The organism is Nocardia sp. NPDC127526, assembly GCF_042672265.1.
In the GTDB taxonomy this organism is placed as follows: domain Bacteria; phylum Actinomycetota; class Actinomycetes; order Mycobacteriales; family Mycobacteriaceae; genus Nocardia.
Genome location: NZ_JBHXVO010000001.1, coordinates 648695 through 673391, shown reverse-complemented (window position 1 = coordinate 673391; position 24697 = coordinate 648695). Strand labels below are relative to the sequence as shown.

At 68.4% G+C, this 24697-nt stretch carries 1 protein-coding gene; it reads left to right on the top strand.

Features of this window, described 5'->3' with window-relative positions:
• Positions 1 to 4: 4 nt before the first annotated feature.
• Entirely contained in the window at positions 5 to 24697 is a 24693-nt protein-coding gene (locus ACFVIV_RS02780) for a hypothetical protein (RefSeq protein WP_379193024.1), read from the top strand.

Genomic DNA, 24697 nt, shown 5'->3' with positions numbered 1-24697 from the left:
TGCTGTGGCTCTGGAGTTTCCGTCCTGGCTGGAGTGGGTGGAATGGATCGTAGGATCCGACTGGCCGCACGGCAACGAAGACCTCATGTGGGAGATGGCCCGCGAGTTCGAGGGCGCCGCCAAGCAGGTCGACGAGCTGATGCCGGAACTCAACGCGCTGATCAAGGCGGTCGAGAAGGCGTACCCGGAGGGCCAGGGCGGTGAGGCGATCCTGAAGTGGGTCACCCCGCTTCGGGACGGTGACGGCAAAGGCCACGGCTCACTGAAGGAACTCGCCGACCACTACCGCACGCTGAGTTCGGCCGCCGACACCATGGGCGACCAACTGGAAGCGGCCAAGCTCAACTTCTACATCGCAGGCGGCTGGCTGGTCGCCGAGCTCCTCGCGGCCTTGATCCCCCCGATGTTCGCGCCGGGACGGTGGGCCTTCGCGGTCGCCCGCGGGCGCGTCACTTTCCGGCTGCTGACCCAGCAGCTGATCGCCCGGATCCGCAGCATCATCGGCCAGCGCATCACCAAGGAGCTGCTGAAGGAGATCGCCCCCAAACTGGCGTTCGCGATCGCCAAAGAGGGGGCCCAGGAACTCGGCCAGGGCCTCTCGCAGGAATTCGCGGTCCAGACCTACCAGAAGCAGAAGGGTCGTATCGACTCCTATGACATGGACGCGCTCAAGCAGAATGCCGTCATCTCCACCATCGCCGGTGGTGCCGGTGGCGCTTTCGGCTTCGGTGCGGGAAAGGTGTTCAACACCGGGATGGGCGGGCGCGGGGGCGCCATCAATGGCCTGCTGACCGGTGCGACCGCGGGTGCGGGCGGTGCGGGCGCCGCCTGGCTCGCGACCGGATTGATCTACAACAACTGGGAATTCGATCCGCGCTCGCTGACCGGTGGCGCCGTCTCGGGCGCCGGGCCGAGCGCGGTCCACGGCTTCTTCGGCAACAACGAACACAGCGGTCGGTTCGGCAACGACGGCAGCCGGGGCGCGAACACCAACGCCCCGGGCTCGAATACCAACGTGGGGGCGGACACCAACGCGCCGGGCTCGAATACGAACGTCGGCTCCGACACCAACGCGCCCGGCGCGAATACCAACGTCGGCTCCGACACCAACGCGCCGGGCTCGAACGCACCCGGCCAGAATGCCGGCGATCCGGCCGCCAATGGCCAGAACAACAACGGGCAGACCGGCGTCAACGGGCAAGACACCAACACCAACACCAACGCCCCGGCCGCCAACGGACAGCAACCGGGTGGCCTGCAGACGAACCCGCAGGGCGCGAGCACCGGTACGCCGGATACCTCCTCGCCGCACGACACCGGCCGCGACACCGGGCGCACCGATACCTCGGATCGCCCGAACGCGAACAACAATGAAGGTGGCGGCGCGGCCGGCCGTAATGACCGCCCGGAGGCGGCACCCGATGCCAAGGGCGGCGAAACGAGCTCGCCCGCCACGCAGCACTCCGGCGACGGCTCACCGAGCAGCCCGGCCCGCGACGTCAACGCTCCCTCCGCCGCCGATACGACCGGCAAGCCCGTCGACTCCCCCGCAACCACCGGGGATTCGAATCCCGAGTCCCGGGTGAACGCACGCAGCGATGCGGGTCCGGTCGGCAGTGCCGATGCGGCGAACACCGTGAACACCACCGCGGGTACGCAACCGGGCTCGGTAGCCCCCGCCATGGGCGCGCCCGCCACCTCCGGCGGGCCGTCCATGGCCGCGACCACGGCGGGCACGCCCGCGGCATCGACCGGGCCGACCGGTACCACCGGCACGACGACGACCAACCCGACGACCGGCAACACGACATCCAGTCCGGCTACGTCCAGTCCGGCCACGTCCAGCCCGGCCACCTCGAACGCCACGACGCCGAACAACCCGGCGAATCCCGCGACCGATCGCGCCGCCGGACCCGCCGATCCCAAGGCCTCGGCCGTGCGTGACGTCCGCCCCGTCAGCCCGGCCGACGGCACGGTACCCAAGCCCACCACCGATGTCTCGGCGCCCACCGCCCGCGCCTCGGTCAGCGATATCGGTTCCCTGCCCGGCGATTCCGGGCCGGTCCAGGCCGCCCGCACCGGCGTCGACCCCACCGCCGCGCCGATCGCCGATGCCGACCGGCGGCAGAGCGAGCCGAACCAGGACGACGTCCAGGTGATACCGGTGCTCCCCGTGGACATCTCGACCCCGAATCGGGATTCGGATACCGGAAACCGTTCCCCGAGAGACAGATACGCTCTCGCTGCGGCCGGGCCGGTCAGCGATTTCCACGGCGCCGCACGCCCCGACAACCAGCCGGACCTCAGCCAGACGCGCGTCCGCGCCCGCATCGGCGACAATGTCGCGCTCATCACGCCCGAAGGCGTCGCCTGGAACGGCGATATGGGCCATTTCGTGCTGCCGGACGGGCAACGGGTGACCGTCGTCGTCGAGTGGACGAGCAACAATGCGGTCGCCGAGTTCTTCCAGCGGGACGACGGGTCCTTCGGCATCAATGTATCGCCGCGGGCCCGGGACGTGGATGTCGTGCGGGCGGTGGCGCACGAACTGGCCGAGATCAGGTTGTCCACCGATCCCGAGATCGACGTCGAGATCGACACGACCTCCGACCGCCCTGCCCAGCTGACCACTCACCTCGGTGGACGTTTCGCCGAAATCCGGGTTCTCACAGCGGATATCGACGCCGCGGTGAACGATCCCGCGCGGGCGCACGATCTACCGCGGCTGCGCAAGGATCTGAACGATCTGCTCGATCGACTCGGCTTCAACGATCCCGCGCACGGCGATACGGTCCGCACCATCCTCGCCGATCATGACGCCTTGCTGGCGCACCGGATCGTGCTGGAGCAGCAGGGGCTGCTCCAGCACCGGCCCACCTTCGACACCAACCTGACCAACGCCGATTTCGACCGGGCCGCGGCCGATCACCTCGCCCAGTTGCAGCAGCAGTTGAGCGGCGATTTCGTCGATGACGTCGTGCGCGCCGAACAGATGGCATTGGACGGCCGCATGCGCGAGGAGCTCGCGCGGCGCGTCTTCGATCCGCTGTTCGCCCCGGACGCCAAGGGCGCACGGCGCACCGTCGACCTCGACACCCTGCTGAAAGCCCTGGATCCCGTCAACGCGGCCATGAACGATCCGGCGACGCAGGGACGGGATCGGGCGGACGCGCTGCATCGCGCCATCGACGGCTTCCACGACGCCATGCCGCAGCAGTTCCGGGATGCCTTCGGCCCGGATCGCCTCGCCCGGATGCATTCCGCCGCAGACGCTTTCGCGGACGCACCGAATCGAATCACCGGCTCCATCGACACGTCGACCGGCACGCTGACCGTGAACGGCCGGACCACCACGCTCGGCGATTTCCTCCGCTCCGTCGACGCCGCCAACCGGGGCGCGACGCAGAACGGGCTGAACCTCGAATACACCGTGGTGATCCACGATGCGGTGGACGGAAAGTCCAGCGTCGAAATCCTGTCCCGCCCGCGGCCGCAGCATCGGCTGCCGATCGACCAGAACCTCTTCGGACCGGACAACACCCCGATTCAGCATCAGCCGCGCGATTCCGTGCCGGCGGCGGTGAACGGCGGGCACACCATCGACGTGGGCGTCGGCCGCAGCGCGTTCGGCGTCGAAATGACCCCGCCCGCCGACCGTTCCGGCGACGGCCTGGTCATCAAGACCGAACTCGCCTCCGAGTTCCCCGTCAAGGGGCAGCGCCGCCGCGACCTCGGCATCATGGACCCGGGGCCGCTGACCGAGCCCGGCACCGTCATGGTCTTCGGCGACCTGTTGTCCAACGGCAACCTGCTCGGCGGGGATACGGCGCGCGTCTACATCAACAATGTCAGCGCCCATCTGCCCGATTCCGCCTACGGCCCCATGGCCGCGAACCTGGCCGCCTCCCTCGCTCCGGGCGCGCGCGTGGAGATCCAGTGGGATATGAAGCCGGACAAGGACGGCGAGCCGCTGGGCAACCGCGGGCATATCGACGGCACCAAGCTGTGGGCGGCGCTGGAGCACCACTACCGGAACGAGGGCGTCCCCAACCCCTTCCGGATGGAGGTGTTCACCGCATTCCCGCCGCCGGGCAATACCGACTACGACTACACCATCGACGCGGGCGCGAGCAACAACCTCAACCACGCGCTCATGAGCACGTTCAGCGCGCCGCAGCCCGAGCATCGCATGGTCATCACCTATGACCCGGCCGGCGCGGACGGCGCGCGCCAGCCCGGAGCGCCCGCCCGGCCGGATGCGGAAACCGATTCGCGGGCCGGGGATCCCACGCACGGAACCGCCAGTCCCGTCGGCGACTTCCGCGGCGATGCCCGCACCGGCGAGCACGATCTCGACCTCGGCTTCGTCCGCAAGCAGCTCGAGCTCAACCTGGCCCTCGTCGCGCCCGCGGATGTCTCCTGGAATATCGACACCAAGCAATTGGTGCTGCGGCTGGACGGCCAGACGATTCCGATCGACATCGCCGTCGGACCGACCACCGACAATGCCGTCGCCGACTTCACCGCGCGCACAGACGAATCCGGCAATGTCACCGGTTACGACATCAATGTCTCCCCCCGCGCCCGCGATCAGGACGTGCTGCGCGCGCTGGCGCACGAACTCGCCGAGATCCGCCTGTCGCAGGATCCGGAAGTCCTCGTCGATCCGAACGACGATCGGCCCTCCCGGCTCACCAGTCATCTCGGCGGCCGCATCGCCGAACTCGACGTGCTCACCGCGCAGATCGACCGCGCCACCTTCGACCAGGCTCGCGCGGCGGAGCTTCCGGGCCTGCGCAAGGACCTCGCCGATCTGCTGGATCACCTCGGCTATCGCGATCCGGCGCACACCGACACCGTGCAGCGCCTGCTCGCTGAGCACGATCCGCAGCTGGCGCGGCGCCTGGAGCTCGAACAACAGGGCTTGAACGGATTGCGCCCCACGTTCAATGCCACCCTGGACGCCGATCCGAACAGCTTCGATCAGACCAGCGCCGACCATCTCGACCAGCTCCGGCAATTGGTGACCGGCGACCATGCCGACGCCCTGCTGCGGGCCGAGCGCATGGCGATGGACTCGGGTGTGCGCGAGGAACTCGCCCGCCGGGTCTTCCAGCCGGTCTTCGCCCCGGAAGCCAAGTCCGCCCGTCGCGCACTCGATCTCGACACCCTGCTGAGCAGCCTGGACCCGATCAACGCGGCCATCAACGACCCGGCCACCAGCGGACCGGACAAGGCCGCGGCCATTCGCAGCGCCGTCGACGACTTCGTGAACAACACCATGCCGCAGGCCTTCCGGGACGCCTTCCCACCGGATGCGCTCGCGCGCATGCACAATGCCGCCGATGCCTTCGCGCACGGTCCGGATCGCATTACGGCGATGATCGATCCGGCGACCGGTCTCACCGTGAACGGCGAACCACTGGCGCTGAGCGACTTCCTGCGCGATGTGGATCGGGCCAACCGCGCCGCCACCGCGCACGGCCTGAACCTGGAATACGTTGTCGTACTGCATGATCCGGTCGACGGCAGGCAAGCTGTCGAGGTGCTGGCGCGGCCGCGCCCGGTCCATCGACTGACCATCGACCAGTATGTGTCGGGATCCCGGAACACGCCCATACCATTCCAGCCGCGCCCGTCCGTGCAGGCGGCGGTGGACGGCGGCTTCACCATCGACGTCGGCGTCGGCCGCAGCGCCTTCGGCGTCGAAATGACCCCGCCCGCCGACCGTTCCGGCGACGGCCTGATCGTCAAGACCGAACTCGCCTCCGAATTCCCCATCAAGGCGCAGCGCCGCTACGACCTCGGCATCGACGATCCGGGACCGCTGACCGAGCCCGGCACCGTCATGGTGTTCGGCGATCTGCTCTTCAACGGCCACGTCCTCGGTGACGGCGCCGTCGGCGACGCGGCCCGCATCTACGTCAACAATGTGAGCGCGCATCCGGACAGCGCCGATTACGACACCATTGCGGCGGAACTCGCGAGGACGCTCATGCCGGGCGGCCAGATCGAGATCCAGTGGGACACGAAGCCGGAGGAAGAAGGCGGCACGCCCGGCGACCGCGGCCATATCACCGGACCCGATCTCTGGCAGGCGCTGCAGCGGCACTACCAGAACCTCGGCCTGCCCAATCCGTTCCACATCGCCGAGCACACTGTGTTCGCCGACCCGGGCAACGCCGACTACCTGTATTCCATCGACGCGGGCGCGAGCAAGAATCTCCCGCTCGATCGCATGGACGAGATCAAGCGGCCGGTACCCGAACAGCGAATGATCATCGTGTACGACCCGGCCGGCGTGCACACCCCGAAGCAACCGGACGCCGTTACTCCGGCGGATGCCGGAACCGATGCGCGCACAGCGCAGAACGAGCACGGTACGGCCGCCCCGGTCGGGGAATTCCGCGGCGATGCCCGGCCCGACGGCGCCCCGGACCTGTCCCGTGACTTCGTGATCAACCAGCTGCGGAACAACCTCGGGCTGATCACGCCCGGGGATGTCACCTGGAATCGCGATTCGAACCAGTTCGTGCTGGAGCCGGATGGCCGCGGGCTCACCGTCACCATCGACGTCGGCCCGACCACCGGCAATGCCGTCGCCGACTTCACGGCCCGCACCGATGATTCCGGCAATATCACCGGCTACGACGTCAATGTGTCCCCGCGCGCCCGCGACGAGGACGTCACCCGGGCGCTGGCCCACGAGCTCGCCGAGATCCGGCTGTCGCAGGATCCGGACGTGCTCGTCGATCCGACCGACGACCGGCCCGATCGCCTCACCACCCACCTGGGTGGCCGCTTCGCCGAGCTCGGGGTGCTCACCGCGCAGATCGACCGCGCGGCCACCGATCCCGCGCGGGCACACGAATTGCCGGGCCTGCGCCGGGATCTGAACGACCTGCTGGACCACCTCGGCCGCAACGATCCGGCGCGAGCCGACACGCTGCGGCAACTGCTCACCGATCACGATCCGGCGCTGGTCCGGCGACTCGATCTGGAACAACAAGGGCTGCACAGCAATCGGCCGATCTTCGATCCGAACCTGACGAACCCGCAGTTCGATCAGGCCAGTGCCGACCATCTGGATCAGCTGCGGCAGTTGCTCACCGATCAGAACGTCGACGGCGGCAATATCGATGCACTGGTGCGCGCGGAACAGATGTCGCTCAATGCCCGCATGCGGGAAGAGCTGGCGCGCCGCATTTTCGACCCGCTCTTCGATGCGGACGCCAAACCCGCGCGGCGGACCGTGAATGTCCAGAGCCTGCTGAGCGCGCTGGATCCGGTAAACGCGGCCATCAATGATCCGAACCTGAACGGTCCCGATCGCGCCGAGGCGCTGCATCGCGCCCTCGACCGGTTCCGGGCCTCGATGCCCGAGGCGTTCCGCGAGGCGTTCGGGCCGGACCGGTTCGACCAGATGTATTCCGCCGCAGACGCGTTCGCCGCCGCGCCGAACCGGATCACCGGTGTCATCGACCAGAACACCGGGCAGCTGACGATCAACGGCGAGCAGACCACGCTCGGCGATTTCCTGCGCAGCGTCGACAATGCCAACCGGGCGGCGACCGCGCACGGGCTGAACGTGGAATACACGGTCGTGGTGCACGATCCGGCCGACGGCAAGGCCACCGTGGACGTCATGTCGCGGCCGCGCCCGCAGCACCGGCTGCCGATCGACCAGAATGTGTTCGGGGAGAACAACACCCGCATACCGCACGAGCCGCGCCCCTCCGTTCCGGCGGCGGTCGACGGCGGGCACACCATCGATGTCGGCACCGGCCGCAGTGCCTACGGCGTCGAAATGACCCCGGTCGCCGACCGGTCCGGCGACGGCCTGGTGATCAAGACCGAGCTGGCCTACGACTTCCCGGTGGCCGGGCAGCGCCGCCGCGATCTGGGCATCCTCGATCCCGGTCCGCTCACCGAGCCCGGCACCGTCATGGTGTTCGGCGACCTGCTGTTCAACGGCCATATCCTCAGCGACTCCGGAGCCGGTGACGTCGCCCGGATCTACATCAACAATGTCAGCGCCCATCTGCCCGACACCGCCTATGCCGATATAGCCGCGGAACTGGCGAACACCATGCTGCCGGGCGGCCGCATCGAACTCCAGTGGGATATGAAACCCGAGGAGGAGGGCGGCACCCCCGGCGACCGCGGGCACATCACCGGGTCCAAGCTGTGGGACGCGCTCCAGGAGCACTACCGGAATATCAACGCGCCCAACCCGTTCCACATTGCCGAGCACACCGTGTTCGACGGACCGGGTAACCGCGACTACGACTACACCATCGACGCCGGGGCGAGTAACAACCTCAATGCCGCGCGCATGGCCGAGATCGTGCCGCCGCTGCCGGAGCAGCGGATGGTCATCGTCTTCGACCCGGACGGGATGAGCACGCCGCAGCAGAATCCGGAAACCGATTCGCGCACAGACGATCGCGAGCACGGCACGGCGAGTCCCGTCGCCGACTTCCACGGCACTGCCCGGCCGGAGGGCACCCCGGATCTGTCCCGGGACTTCGTGCTCGACCAGGTCCGCAACAATCTCGGGCTCATCACGCCCGAGAATGTCGCCTGGAATCGCGATACCGGCCAATTCGTACTGGAGTCGGACGGGCGCACGCTCACCGTCACGCTCGATGTCGGGCCGACCGCCGACAATTCCGTCGCCGACTTCGCCGCGCGCACGGACGAGAACGGCAAGGTCACGGGCTACGACATCAATGTCTCGCCGCGCGCCCGCGATATCGACGTCACCCGGGCGCTGGCGCACGAGCTCGCCGAAATCCGGCTGTTGCAGGATCCGGAGATCCTCGTCGATCCCACCGACGACCGGCCGTCGCAACTCACCCCGCACCTGGGCGGCCGCATTGCCGAACTCGAGGTGCTCACCGCGCAGATCGATCGCGCGGTCACCGATCCCGCACGGGCGCACGAACTTCCGAGCCTGCGCCGGGACCTGAACGACCTGCTGGACCACCTCGGCCACAACGATCCCGCGCATGCGGACACATTGCGGAACATCCTCGCCGAGCAGAATCCGGCGCTGCTCCGGCGACTGGACCTGGAAGAGCAAGGGCTGCACGCCTATCGGCCCGCCTTCGATCCGAACCTGACGAACCCGCAGTTCGACCAGGCAAGCGCCGATCATCTGAATCAGCTGCGAGAGCTGCTCACCGGTACCGACGCCGACCTTCCCGGCGACCGCGTCGAGGACCTGCTGCGGGCCGAGCAGATGTCGCTCAACGCCCGCATGCGAGAAGAGCTGGCGCGCCGCATCTTCGACCCGCTCTTCGACCCGAGCACCAAGTCCGCACGCCGCTTGGTGAACGTGAAATATCTCCTGGGCGCCCTGGATCCGGTCAATGCGGCCATCAATGATCCGAACCTGCGCGGACCCGAGCGGGCCGAGGCGCTTCGCCATGCCATCGCGCGGTTCCGCGACGATATGCCGGAGAAGTTCCACGATGCCCTCGGTCCGGACGTCATTCCCCGGATGTACGCCGCCGCAGATGCTTTCGCGGACGCCCCGAACCGGATCACCGGCATCATCGACCAGACCACCGGGGAGCTGACGGTCAACGGCCGCCAGACCACGCTCGGTGATTTCCTGCGCAGCGTCGACAATGCCAACCGGGCGGCGACCGCGCACGGGCTGAACGTGGAATACACGGTGGTCGTGCACGATCCGGCCGACGGCAAGGCCACCGTGGACGTCATGTCGCGGCCGCGCCCGCAGCACCGGCTGCCGATCGACCAGAATGTGTTCGGGGAGAACAACACCCGGATTCCGCACGAGCCGCGGCCGTCGGTGCGCGCCGCGGTGGAGGGCGGCCACACCATCGACGTCGGTGTGGGTCGCAGTGCCTTCGGCGTCGAAATGACTCCGCCCGCCGACCGTTCCGGCGACGGCCTGGTCATCAAGACCGAACTCGCCTACGACTTCCCGGTGGCCGGGCAGCGCCGCCGCGACCTGGGCATCCTCGACCCCGGTCCGCTCACCGAGCCCGGCACCGTCATGGTCTTCGGCGACCTGCTGAGCGGCGGCCATCTGCTCACCGCCGGCCCGGAAGGCGGGGCCGCGCGCATCTACATCAACAATGTCAGCGCCGACCTACCCGATGCCGCCTACCGCGCCATCGCCGCCAACCTGGCCGCGACCCTGGCGCCCGGCGGGCAGATCGAGATCCAGTGGGATATGAAGCCGGAGGAGGAAGGCGGCACACCCGGCGACCGCAACCACATTCTCGGCACCAAGCTGTGGAAGGCCATCGAGGCCCACTACGCCGAACAGCGCGAGCCGAATCCGTTCGAGGTCCGGGAGAATGTCGACTTCCCGTACCCCGGCAACACCAACTACGACTACACCATCGACGCCGGAGCGAGTAACAAGCTCAATACCAAGCAAATGGCGAAGTTCAACCCGCCGATGCCCGAGCATCGGATGATCATCGTCTACGCCCCGGACACGGACGCTGCACCCGCGCAGAACACACCGAATCCGCAGACGCCCGAACACGGAACAGCGAGCCCGGTCGGTGACTTCCGCGGTGATGCGCGCCCGGACAACCAGGGCGAACTCACCCTCGACGCCGTGCGCGAACGGCTCAACGACAAGAACCTCGCCCTCATCCAGCCCTCCGATGTCACCTGGAACGACGACACCAAGCAATTCGAGCTGCGACGGCCCGACGGCACCACTCTGCCCATCACCGTCAATGTCGGACCCACCACCGACAATGCCGTCGCCGATTTCACCGCACGCACCGACGACAACGGCAATCTCACCGGCTATGACATCAACGTCTCCCCCGGAGCACGTGATCAGGACATCCTCCGCGCCCTCGCCCACGAACTGGCCGAAATCTCGCTGTCGCTGAACCCGGATGTCCTGACCGACACCACCAATGATCAGCCGTCGCAATTCACCAGCCACCTGGGCGGCCGCTACGCCGAACTCCATGTGCTCACCGAACAGATCGGCGAGATCACCAGAACCAGAGACAAGGTGGGGCTCAAGCAACTGCCGAGCCTGCGCCGGGACCTGACCGACCTGATCAGGCACATCGGGCTGCATGATCCCGACTATGCGCCCACCGCGGAACGACTACTGGCCCAGCACGATTCGGATCTCGCGCGCTATGTGGACCAGGTGCGGATTCCGGATGCGGGCATCCTGCGGCCCGGCGCGGCCGACCCCGATGCCACACCGACCCCGCACGATCTCGGCCGGATCAGGCAGCTGCGCGAACTCGCCGACCAGATGCGGCAGGTCGCACCGGAATCGCCGGAACACGATGCGCTGCGCCGCGAAGGGCTCGCCCTCGTCGAACGACTCGGACTACGGGAGGGCACCCCGGGCGCGGCCGCCCGGCGCCAGATCGTCGGTGACCGGCTGACCGAGAACGCGCGGCAGCAAGTCGATCGCATGCTCAGCGATATCGGCCGCCGAGACATCGATCTCCCCGAGGCCGATCAGCAGCTGGCCGACCGGGTCCGGACCGAGCTCCGGGCGGCCGCCGCGCTCGACTTCCTGATCCCGGAGCATTCCTTCCACTTCGGCACGCTGATGGCGTATCAGGAATACCAGAGCCAGATTCCGGACAGCGGCGCGGCCGTCAATATCGTCGAGGACCCGGATACCGGCGCACGCTGGTACAGCTGGCCGCCCGGCATGGACCTGAACACCGACGGCGCGCCCGTCGCGGATATCGGACTGCCCACCGATCCGCAGCAGTTGCACGATCAGTGGTCGGACCTCTCCGATGCGGAGAAAGACGCGCTCTTCCAACAGGATCCGTTCCTCGGCGCCCGCGACGGCATTCCGCAGGTCGATCGCGACCGGTTCAACCGGCAGACCCTCGCGGTGCTGCACGCGGAAGCCGCTCGGGCCCACCAGCAAGCGGAGCAGGCCAAGCAGCAGATCGAGGCCGATTCGAATCCGGACGCCGATCTCCTCGCGGCAGCCAAGCAGCGGGTCGATCAGGCCAAGGAGCGCTTGGCCCAGATCGACGACATGCTCAGCCTGCTCGACGCACCACCCAAACCCGGTGTGCCACCGATTCTGCTGTCGTTCCTGGATGCGGACCTGCACTACATCTACGCGCTCGGTAATCCGGATACCGCCGACAACCAGGCCATCGCACTCGCAGGGGCCTTCCGCCGCCGCAGCGGTGTCGGCTACGCAGTACAGATCCTCGAACAACTGCGCGACGCCGCGCTGGCCATCAATCCGAACGCCGAAACCTCGGTCATGCTGTTCGGGGCCTACAACAATCCCGCCAAGCTGGTCGAAGGCATTTCCTCGCGTGGCGCGGAAGAGGGCGCGCAAACAGTTCGTGACTTCCACGACGGCCTGCGAGTCACCCATCAGGGACCGCCCGCCAATGTCACCACCATCGCGCACTCCTACGGCGGTGTGACCGGCGGGCATTCGGCCGGGCACGGACACGAACTCAACACCGACGCACTGGTTTTCATCGGCGCGCTGGGCGCCGGCGTCCCCCACGTCAGCGAACTGCGTCTCACCGGCGTCGACCCGGCCGATATCCGCGATCACGTCTTCGCCACCCTGGCCGAGCACGACTCCGTGATGTTGATGCCACCCACCCAGGGCCCGGCGCCGACCGATCCCGATTTCGGCGCAACGGTTTTCGACTCCGATTCCGCACCCAGCCCGACCCGGCTGGGCTGGAACCCCGACACCCACCAGGCGCCGAACTACTTCAACTCCGGGCATCCGTCGTATCGCAGCCTGGGCCTGATCCTCAATGGTGAAGGACACCAGCTCAACCAGCCGAGCAGCGAGCAGAACCCGACGGACCCGCCCGAGCACGGCACCGCCAGCCCGGTCGGAGAGTTCCGCGGCGACGCACGTCCGGACAGCCAGGGCGAACTCACCCCGGATGCGGTGCGCGACCGGCTCGAGAACAACCTCGACCGCATCCAGCCGCCGGACGTCACCTGGAACGACGACACCAAACAGTTCGAGCTGCGGCGACCCGACGGCACGACCCTCCCCATCACCGTCACTGTCGGCCCGACCACCGACAACGCCGTCGCCGACTTCACCTCGCGCACCGACGCGGACGGCAATCTCCTCGGCTATGACATCAATGTCTCACCGGGAGCCCGCGATCAGGACATCGTGCGCGCGCTCGCGCACGAGCTCGCCGAGATCAGCCTCTCGCTGAATCCGGATGTCGTCACCGACACCACCAATGACCGGCCGTCGCAGTTCACCAGCCACCTCGGCGGCCGCTACGCCGAATTGCAGGTGCTGACCGCGCAGATCGACGAGATCTCGGCCAGCCGGGACAAGCAGCTGCTCAAGCAGTTGCCGGGGCTGCGCCAGGATCTGGCCGATCTCATCCGGCAGATCGGGCTCAATGACCCGAATTACGCGCCGACGGCGGAACGACTACTGGCCCAATATGATTCGGATCTCGCCCGGCAGATCGACCAGGCGCGGATTCCGGACGAGACCATCCTGAAGCCCGGCGAGGCCGATCCCGACGCCCAGCCGACGCCGCATGATCTCGGCCGGATCAGGCAGCTGCGCGAGCTGGCCGAGCAGTTGCACAGGATCTCTCCCGAAGCGCGCCAAGGCGATCCGGCCGCGCGCGCCGAATACGATGCCGCCCGGCGCGAAGCACTGGCTCTGGTCGAGCGGCTCGGGCTGCGCGAAGGCACCCCGGGCGCGGCCGCGCGCCGGCAGATCGTGTCCGATCGGCTGAACGAACAGACCCGCACCCGGGTCGACCGCATGCTCAGCGATGTCGGCCGCCGCGACGCCGATCTCCCCGAGGCGGACCGGCAGTTCGCCGAGGATGTCCGCACCGAGCTGCGGGCCGGGGCCGCACTGGATTTCCTGTCCCCGCTGCACACCTTCCATATCGGCGTATTGAAGGCGTACCAGGCCTACCGGGCCCAGATCCCGGACAGCGGCGAGGCCGTCAATATCGTCACCGACCCCGAAACCGGGGCGCGCTGGTACAGCTGGCCGCCGGGCATGGAACTGAACACGGCGAGTGCGCCGCTGCCGGAGATCGGGATTCCCACCGATCCGCAGCAATTGCACGATCAGTGGTCGGACCTGTCCGATGCGCAGAAAGACGCTCTCTTCCAACAGGATCCGTTCCTCGGAGCCCGCGACGGCATTCCACAGGTCGATCGCGACCGGTTCAACCGCCAGACCCTCGCCGTGCTGCGCGCGGACGCCGTTCAGGCGCACGAGCAGGCCGTCCGGCAACAGGAGCAGGCTCAGGCCGATCAGAATCAGACCGCGGATCGGATGAAGGAAGCCGAGGCGCGGGTCAAGCAGACCAAGGAGCGGCTGGCCCAGATCGACGACATGCTGAGCCTGCTCGACGCGCCGCCCAAACCCGGTGTGCCGCCGATCCTGCTGTCGTATCTGGATGCCGAGCTGCGCTATGTGTACGCGCTCGGCAATCCGGACACTGCCAATAACCAGGCCATCGCGCTGGCCGGTGCGTTCCGCCGCCGCAGCGGCGTCGGCTACGCCGTGCAGATCCTCGAACAGCTCCGCGACGCCGCCCTGGCCGTCAATCCGGAAGCCGAAACCTCGGTCATGCTGTTCGGCGCGTACAACAACCCGGCCGCGCTGGTCGAAGGCATTTCCTCGCGCGGCGCGGAGGAAGGCGCGACCAAGGTCCGCGAATTCCATGACGGCCTGCGCATTACCCACCAGGGACCGACGCCCGCCAACGTCACCACCATCGCGCACTCCTACGGCGGTGTGACCGGCGGACATTCGGCCGGGCACGGGCATTCGCTGAATACCGATGCCCTGGTGTTCATCGGCGCGCTGGGCGCGGGCGTGCCCAGCGTGACGGATCTGCGGCTCACCGGAGTCGATCCGGAGAACAATGCCGACCATGTGTTCGCGACCATGGCCGAGCACGATTCGGTCCTGCTCATGCCGCCGACACAGGGCCCGGCGCCGACCGACCCGGCCTTCGGCGCAACGGTTTTCGACTCCGATTCCGCCCCGAGCCCGACCCGGCTGGGCTGGAACCCGGACACCCACCTGGCCCCCAACTACTTCAACTCCCAGCACCCGTCGTATCGCAGCCTGGGCCTGATCCTCAATGGCGAAGGGCATCAGCTCAACCAGCCGGGCAATGACCAGAACCCGACGGACCCACCCGAACACGGGACCGCGAGCCCGATCGGCCAATTCCGCGGCGACGCACGCCCGCCCAGCCAGGGTGAGCTGACCCTCGATGCCGTCAACGACCGGATCCAGGACAACCTCGACCGCATCCGGCCCGCGGATGTCACCTGGAACCAGGACACCAACCAGTTCCAATTGCAGCGTGATGGCCGCACGTACGACATCACCGTCGGCATCGCACCCACCACCGACAATGCCGTCGCGGACTTCACCGCCCGCACCGACGCGGACGGCAATATCACCGGCTACGACATCAATATCTCGCCAGGAGCGCGCAATGAGGACATCGCCCGCGCGCTCGCCCATGAGCTGGCCGAGATCTCGCTGTCACTCGATCCGGACGTCTTGACCGACACCACCGACGATCGCCCGTCGCGGATGACCAGTCACCTCGGCGGCCGTTTCGCCGAAATACGGGTGCTGGTGGCGGATATCGAGGCGGCCAAGGATCCCGCGCGGGCGCACGACGCGCCACGGCTGCGCCAGGACTTGATCGACCTGCTCCGCGAGCTCGGGTACGGCGATCGCGCGCACGCCGATACGGTGCGCAAGCTGCTGGCCGCGCATGATCCGGCGCTGGCCGACCAGGTCGCAAAGATGAAATTGCCGGTGCCGCCGGTGCTGCCGCTGGGTGTCATCGGCTGGGGTGCGGACCCGGTGCAGGCCGCGTTCGTGGACGTCTTCGTCGACCCGGCGCCGGATCCGGTCACCGGACAGCGGCCGGGGGGCTTCAACCAGGACCTGCTCCCGCACTTCCCCGGTGGCCCCGACCCCATGAACGCGAACGGCCCCCTCTACGAACTGCCGTTCGCCGACGCGGGATCCAAGCTCATGGTGCTGTTCGTGCAGGCCGCGAAGCTGTCGGGATTCACTTTGTTCGCCGATGCCGACCAGCCGGATCGGATCCGCCCCGGCTTCGTGCGGCCCAAGTGGTTCAATGTCGGAGCGTCCGAGATTCAGCCGCTGATGCGCGAATTCGACCCCGCCGATCACGCCGCCGACACCGGGGATATCCACGAGAGCTGGCAGCAGCGACAGCGGGAAGCCGCAGCGGACTGGGCGCGGGTGCAGGCCTGGGCCGATGGGCAGTACGCGCGGTTCACCGCCGACCAGAACGCGAACGGCCCCGACAATGATGTCGCCGCCATCACCCGGCTGCTCGACGAGTACCGCGAAGTCCGCCGCCGCGAACTGGACGAGTTCATCAATGCCGCGAACGAACTCGCCACCGGTCGTGCCGGAAAGAAGCCGAACAAGCTGATCACGCGGATCATGCGCCTGCTCGGTGACGAAAACGCGCTCCACGCACGGCAACTCGCCGCGGACCTGCGCGAGAACCTCAACCAGGTGCCCGCGGGGGACCGCGCCGAACTGGCCCGCGTCCTCGACGAGCGCCTCCGCGCCGTCGTCGACGAGATGCTTCCCCCGGCCTTCACCGCCGAGCAGATCCAGCAGATCAAAGACCACCTGATGCGGGAGCCGCACTGGGGAAGCGATCCGGAGACCGGACACTGGGTCCAGCGCCCGTTCGACGCGGTCGCCGATGTCGCCGAAGCCTGGAACCGCCTGCTCGAAGGCAGCCCCCTGCCCGCCGACATCCTGCTGCTGAAAGACGCTCTCGCCGAATCGAACTTCCTGCACTTCAATCCCACCGCGACGTGGCGCGACGCCAATAACAGCGTCACCGCCGCCGACGGCCCGCATTGGAGCGACCATCGCCCGCCGCTCACCGGCGACCGCGCCGGGATCCCGTACGCGCCGGCTCCGCTCGGGCCGCAGCCCGATTCGGGCACGAATGCCGGACCTGATTCGGACGGACCTGATTCGGACAGTCCGGATTCTGGCGGTCCGGATTCGGATGGTCCGGATTCTGGCGGGCCAGATTCGGATGGTCCGGATTCGGGTGGACCAGACTCGGGCGGGCCGAACCCGAGTACGCCACCGTCGGGCGGGCCGCAGCCGCCCGCCCCACCGCAGCAAGCTCTGGTGCAACCGCAGCAGGCTCCACAGCCGGAGCAGGCGCCCCAGCCGGAGCAGGCCGCGAACGGACCCGAGGCCGGTGCGCAACCGGAGCAGACCGGGCAGCAGGCGGAAACACCGCGCTCGGAGTACGAACGGCTGTTGCAACAGCGCAAGGAGCTGGTCCGGGAGCTGGAATTCCAGCGGGCACAGCGCGACGACCGGGTCGACCGGCTGCTCGACATCGGCGATCCGGAGGCCGCCCTCGGCACCCGGGAACGGTTGCAGGAGACCGTCCTTCGACTGTTCGACGAATCCGCCACCCGGACGGTGAACATCGACGGCAACGGCGACGAGGCCCCGCACCGGGAGCGGCAGGCCAACAGCCCGGAGGAGGTGGCGCACCGCCGGGACGCGCTGCGCAAGCTCACCGCGGCCGCCGAGGACGTCATCGGACTGCGCGAACAGATCCACGAACTGGATCAGCGGATTCACGAGCTGGAACGGACCGGCGCCAATGCCGGACTGCCGCGCACCGCGGAGGTCACGGCCGAGATGGATCGGCTGGCCGCCGAGCGCGCCGACGAACTGCTGCGCATCAAGCCGCGCCGTGCCGCCCGTGACGACCTCGCGACGGAATTGGGCGCGCTGGACTCGGATCTCGCACCGCACGAGCCGGAGACGAGCCCGCCTCCGGCAGACCCGCAGCGGCCGGACGGGGATACCGACCGGCCTCGGCCGAACGAGCACCCGCGGCTGCTGAACGCCGACGGTTCGGTCAACCAGGATGCGCTGAGCCACGACAATCTCGACGCGACGGTGCAGCGGTTGCGCGAAGCCTTCCCGGATCGTGCGGCCGATATCAGCGCCCTCGAAGCGGCCGCGCGCGATGTGAACCTGTCGCACAACGAAATTGGCCGGATACAGGACGAGATGGCGCGCATCGCGGGCGAATGGCGGCGGATCGCCGCGACCGAGGGCGCGCGTATGGTCACCGATCGCGTGGCGATCGTGGACGGGCAGCCGCGGCGGATCATCGTGTTCGGCCCGCGTGACGCGGTGGGCGGGCGGCCGTTCGCCGATCACGATTCCGCATTGGCGGATGCCTTGCGGCACAACGCCACCGTGGCGCAGGCCATGGTGGATCCGGCGACGGTCGTGGAACGCCGACAGGTCACCGTCGGCCGCGCCGACCAGGTGTCGGTGACGAATCACCGTGGCCCCCGGATCAGCCGGCTCACCGGGCGGAACGGATTCAACAGCACCCGCTGGCGCGACGCCGATGGTCGCTGGCACACCGTGGACCCGACCCGGCCGGATTGGACCGGCAACCGGGATCCGGGGACCCTGCCGAAGGCGCACGAGGACCCGATTCTGATTCCGGGCGTATTCGGCTGGGGCACCGACCCGCTGCAGGCGGCGGTCGTGGACGTCTTCGTCGATCCGGATGTCGATCCGGTCACCGGGCAGCGGCCGACGGGCTTCAACCAGGATCTGCTGCCGCATATGGTGGGCGGCAGCAAACCCATGGTCGATCCGGATATCCCGACCTACGAACTGCCGTTCGCGGACGCGGCGTCCAAGCTCATGGTGTTCATCGTGCAGTCCGCACGGCTTTCCGGGTTCACCTGGTTCGCGGATCCGTTGCAGCCGAGCCGGATTCGCCCGGGCTTCAAACCGCCCACGTGGTTGCCCAAGGGGTCGGCCGAGGTGCAGCCGATGATCCGGGAATGGCAGAACGCCGAGCATGTCCCCGACGCCGGTGAGATCGACGCGGGCTGGCATCAGCGCAGGCAGCAGGCCGCTGAGCGCTGGGCGCGGGTCCAGGCGTGGGCCGACCGGCAGTACGCGCGATTCCGCGCCGACCACAATGCGACCGGCCCCGACAATGACGCGGTCGCCATTGCCGATCTGCTCGGTGAGTACCGCGAAATCCAGCGCCGCAAGCTCGCGGACTTCTTCGACGCGGCCGTGAACCTGGTCGCCGAGAACACCTTCGCCGATCGGGACAAGGTCAGCCGCCAGATCGCCCGCATGCTGGGCGAGGACAACGCCGACTACGCCAAGCAGCTTGCGAAAGACCTGCGCGAGAACCTCAGGACGGTGCCGACCACCGAGCCCGAGCAGCTCATGCGGGTACTCGGCGACCGGCTCCGCGCCGCGATCGACACCATGCTGCCGCCCGTCTTCACCGCCGAGCAGATCCAGCAGGTCAAGGATCACCTCATGCGGGATTCGCACTGGTCCCGCGATCCGGTCGAGGGCCAGTGGGTGCACCGGCCGTTCGATGCGGTCGCCGATGTGGCCGAGGCCTGGAACCGCCTGCTCGTCGGCAGCCCGCAGCGTGCGGACCTCCTGCTCCTGCAGGACGCCCTCGCCGAGTCGAACTTCCTGCGCGCCAACCCGACCGCCACCTGGCGGCAGGCGAACGCGCACGTGGCCGCGCTGGACGGCTTCCACTGGGACGCCGCCCGCCCGCCGCTCACCGGCGACCGCGCCGGAATTCCATACGAGCCGGGTCCGATTGGCGCGCAACCGAATTCCGCCGACACCGCCGAGCCGGATGCGATTACCGCACCGGATGCGTCCACGACCCCGGATGCGTCCACGACGCCGGATGCGTCCACGACGCCGGATGCGTCCACGACATCGAATGAGAAGACGGCACTGGCTGCGGAGACCGCACCGGCCGAGGAGTCTGCACCGGCCGAGGAGACGGCACCGGACATCCCCTTCAGCCTCGGCCTCGGCCTCGATTCGGGGACCCCGGCCAGCAGCACACCCGGCAGCGGAGCGGCCAACCCGGACACCGGTCCGGGCAACGGGACTCCGAATGCGGACGCCGGCGCTTCGAACCCGGACGGCAACACTCCGAGCCCGAACCGCAGCAACCCGAGCCCGGACGGCAACACGTCGAATCCGGACGGCAACACTTCGAATCCGGACGGCAACGACCCGGAGCGCGGGACGGCGAGTCCCGTGGGCGAATTCCGCGGTGACGCGCGACCCGCGTACGCCTCGGATCTCACCCTCGCCGACGTGGTGGGCCGGATCGACGGCAATCTCGACCTCATTCAGCCCGAGAACGTCGGCTGGGACGCTGACACCGGTCGATTCGAGCTGCGGCTCGATGACGGCCGCGTCATCCCGGTCACCGTGAACGTCGCGCCGACGACCGGCAATGCCGTCGCCGACTTCGCCGTGCGCACAGACGATTCCGGCAATGTCGTCGGCTACGACATCAATGTCTCGCCGCGCGCCCGCGATGTGGACGTCGTTCGTGCACTGGCCCATGAGGTGGCCGAGATCAGCCTCGAGAACGATCCGGCGGTCCACACCGATCGGACCGAGGATCGCCCGGCACGGCTCACCAGCCATCTCGGTGGCCGCTATGCCGAACTGCGGGTGCTCAACGCGCAGATCGACGAGGTCATCGAGAGCCGGGACAAGCAGCGGCTCGCCGTCGACCTGCCGCGGCTGCGCCGGGATCTCACCGAGCTGATGGATCACATCGGACTGCGCGATCCCGCGTACGCGCCCACCGCGGAACGCCTACTGGCCCAGTTCGATTCGGATCTCGCCCTGCGCGCGGATCAGGAACGCATGCCGGTCGAGGGCATCCTGCGGCCCGGCGAGGTGGACCTGGACGCCGAACCGACGCCGCACGATCTCGGCCGGATCCGGCAGCTGCGCGCCCTCGCCGAGCAACTGGGGCAGATCTCGCCGGAGACCCGGCAGGCCGATCCGACGGAGCGGGCGGACTTCGATGCCGCCCGGCGCGAGGCGCTGGCGCTGGTCGAGCGGCTCGGACTGCGTGAGGGCACGCCGGGCGCGGCCGCCCGCCGTCGGATCGTCAGCGATTGGCTGACCCGGCAGGCGGGTGCGCGGGTCGACGAGATGCTCTCCGATGTCGGCCGCCGCGATGCCGATCTCCCGGAAACCGATCAGCGGTTCGTCGATCAGATCCGGCTGGAGATCCGGGCCGCGGACGCGCTCGATTTCCTGTCCCCGGTGCACACCTTCCATATCGGCGTGCTGAAGGCCCACCAGGTCTTCCGGACCCAGCTCGGCGAGAATGTCTCGCCCGAGACCGTTTCCGAGCCCGGCAATATCGTCGAAAACCCGGATTCCGGTGCGCGCTGGCACAGTTGGCCGCCGGATATGGATCCGAATACCGCGAGTGCGCCCGTCCCCGACATCGGGCTGGCCACGAATCCGCAGCAGCTGCACGAGCAGTGGTCCCAGCTCTCCGATGCGGAGAAGGCCGCTCTCTATCGTGCGGACCCGTTCCTCGGCAGCCGCGATGGCATACCGCAGGCCGAACGCGACCAGTTCAACCGGCAGACCCTCAATGTGCTGCGTGACCAGGCCGAACTGGCGCGGGATGCCGCGCGGCTGGCCCAGATCGAGGACATGCTGGACTTCCTCGACCGGTCGCTCGACGGTCAGCCGCTGCTGCTGTCGTACCTCGACGCCAAGCTGCAATACGTCTACGCCCTCGGCAATCCGGATACCGCCGACAATGTGGCCGTCGCGCTGGCCGGTGCGCTGCGGCGGCGCAGCGGCGTCGGCTATGCCAAGCAGATCCTGCAGCAGGTGCGCGCGGCCGCCATGGCCGTCAATCCGGAGGCGGAGACCTCGGTACTGCTGTTCGGCGCCTACAACAATCCCGCCTCGCTGGTCGAGGGCATCTCCTCGCAAGGCGCGGAAGAGGGCGCGCGAAAGGTCCGGGAGTTCCACGACGGTCTGCGCGCCACCCATCAGGGTCCACCGGCCAACACCACCACCATCGCGCACTCCTACGGCGGTGTGACCGGCGGGCACGCGGCGGGCCACGGGCACGAACTCAACACCGACGCACTGGTTTTCGTCGGCGCGCTCGGCGCGGGCGTGCCCAGCGTGACGGACCTGCGGCTCACCGGCGTGGATCCGGCCGATATCGGCAAGCATGTCTTCGCCACCATGGCCGAGTTCGACTCCGTCGTGCTCATGCCGCCCACCCAGGGCCCCGCGCCCACCGATCCGGCGTTCGGCGCGACGGTGTATCGCTCGGACTCGGTGCCGAGCCCGACCCGCCTGGGCTGGAACCCCAACGATCATCTGGCCCCGAACTACTTCGGCGGGACCAACTTCGCGTCGTTCCACTCCTCGCACGCCACCCTCGGCAAGATTCTCAACGGGCTGGGGCACGAACTCGCCGACCCGGAGACCTCCGGACCGGAGGCGCCCGAGCACGGAACCGCCAGTCCCATCGGCGAATTCCGCGGCGACGCCCGGCCCGCGGACCTGCCCGACGTGACGCGCGACGAGGTGCTCGGCCGAATCGCGGACAACCTCGATCTGCTCCGGCCCGACAATGTCGGCTGGAACGACGCCGCGAACCGGTTCGAGGTGCGGCTCGACGACGGGCGCGTCATCCCCGTCACCGTGCACGTCGGGCCGACCACCGACAATGCGGTCGCCGACTTCACCGCGCGCACAGACGATTCCGGCAACCTCACCGGTTACGACGTCAATGTCTCACCGCGCGCTCGCGATCAGGACATCGTCCGTGCGCTCGCCCACGAACTGGCCGAGATCACGCTGTCGCTGGATCCGAATGTGCTGACCGATCCGACCGATGACCGACCGTCCCGGCTGACCAGTCACCTGGGCGGCCGCTATGCGGAGATGCGGGTGCTGAACGCGCAGATCGACGAGATCATCAAGAGCCGGGACAAGGTGCTGCTGCGACAGCTTCCGAACCTGCGCCAGGACCTGCGCGACCTGATGGACCACATCGGGCTGCGCGATCCCGACTATGCGCCCACGGCGGAACGGCTACTGAACCAATACAATTCGGATCTCGCCCGGCGCATGGACCAGGAGCGGCAGCCGGTCGAGAGCGTACTGCGGCCGGGGCGGACCGCACCCGACGCCGTGCCGACCCCGCATGATCTGGGCAGGATCAAGCAGTTGCACCACCTGGCCGATCAACTGGCACAGGTCTCGCCGCACGCACGGGCCGAGTCCGACGCCCTGCGTCAGGAAGCGCTGGCGCTGGTGGAGCGGCTCGGATTGCGCGAAGGAACGCCGGGCGCGGACACCCGGCGCCGGATCATCGACGACCGGTTGACCGACCGGGCCCGCCGGCAGATCGGCGAACTGCTGTCCGATGTGGGCCGCCGCGACACCGATCTGGCCGATCCGGATCGCGAGTTCGCCGAACAGGTCCGGCTCGAGGCCAGGGCGGCCGACGCGCTCGACTTCCTGTCCCCGCTGCACACCTTCCACATCGGCACGCACAAGGCGCATCAGGAATTCCGGCGCCAGAACGACGGGCGCGCCGAACCCGACAACCTCGTCGAGGATCCGGATTCGGGTGCGCGGTGGTACAGCTGGCCGCCGGGCATGGCGGTGAACACCGCGAGCGCGCCCGTGCCGGACATCGGGCTGCCCACCGATCCGCGACAGTTGCACGAGGACTGGTCACGGCTGTCCGACGCGGAGAAAGACGCGCTGTACCAACGGGATCCGTATCTCGGCAGTCGGGACGGCATTCCGCAGGCCGAGCGCGACAGATACAACCGGCGGACCCTGGCCACGCTGCGCCCGCCGGCCGAGCAGGCGTATGCACGGGCGCAACAGGAATACGAGCGGGTCGCGCGGGAACACAAGGCGGATCCATCCCTGCCCGCGGACGAGCTGAAGGCGGCCAAGGACCGGCGGGACCACGCCAAGGCGTGGTTCGACCAGATCGTCGATATGCTGACGTTCCTGGATACGCCGCCGCAGCAGGGGCAGCCGCCGATCCTGTTGTCGTACCTCGACGACAAGCTGCAATACGTCTACGCACTCGGTGACCCGGATAGGGCCGACAATGTGGCCATCGCGCTGGCCGGTGCGTTCCGGCGCCGCAGCGGTGTCGGCTACGCCGTCCAGACGCTGCAGCAGTTCCGGCAGGCCGCGCTGGCCGTCGACCCGGACGCGGAGACGTCGACGCTGCTGTTCGGCGCTTACAACAACCCGGACTCACTGGTCAATGCCATCTCCTCGCGCGGCGCGGAAGAAGGCGCGGCGAAGGTCCGGGAGTTCCACGACGGCCTGCGCGTCACCAATCTGGGTGAGCGAGTACAGATCACCACCATCGCGCACTCCTATGGCGGCGTGACCGGCGGGCATTGCGCCGGGCACGGGCACGAACTCAATACCGATGCGCTGGTATTCATCGGTGCTCTGGGCGCGGGCGTGCCCACCGTGGCCGATCTCCGGCTGACCGGGATCGACCCGGCCGATATCGCCGACCACGTCTTCGCCACCATGGCCGAGTGGGACTCCGCCCTGCTCATGCCGCCCACCCACGGTCCCGCCCCGACCGATCCGGGCTTCGGCGCGACGGTCTTCGACTCCGACTCCCGGCCCAGCGACACCCGCCGGGGCTGGAACCCGGACGACCACCTCGCCACCAACTACTTCGACTCCGCCAACCGCTCGTATGAGAGTCTGGGTCTGATCATCACCGGCCGCGGCCACCTGATCCGCAGAACTCGATGA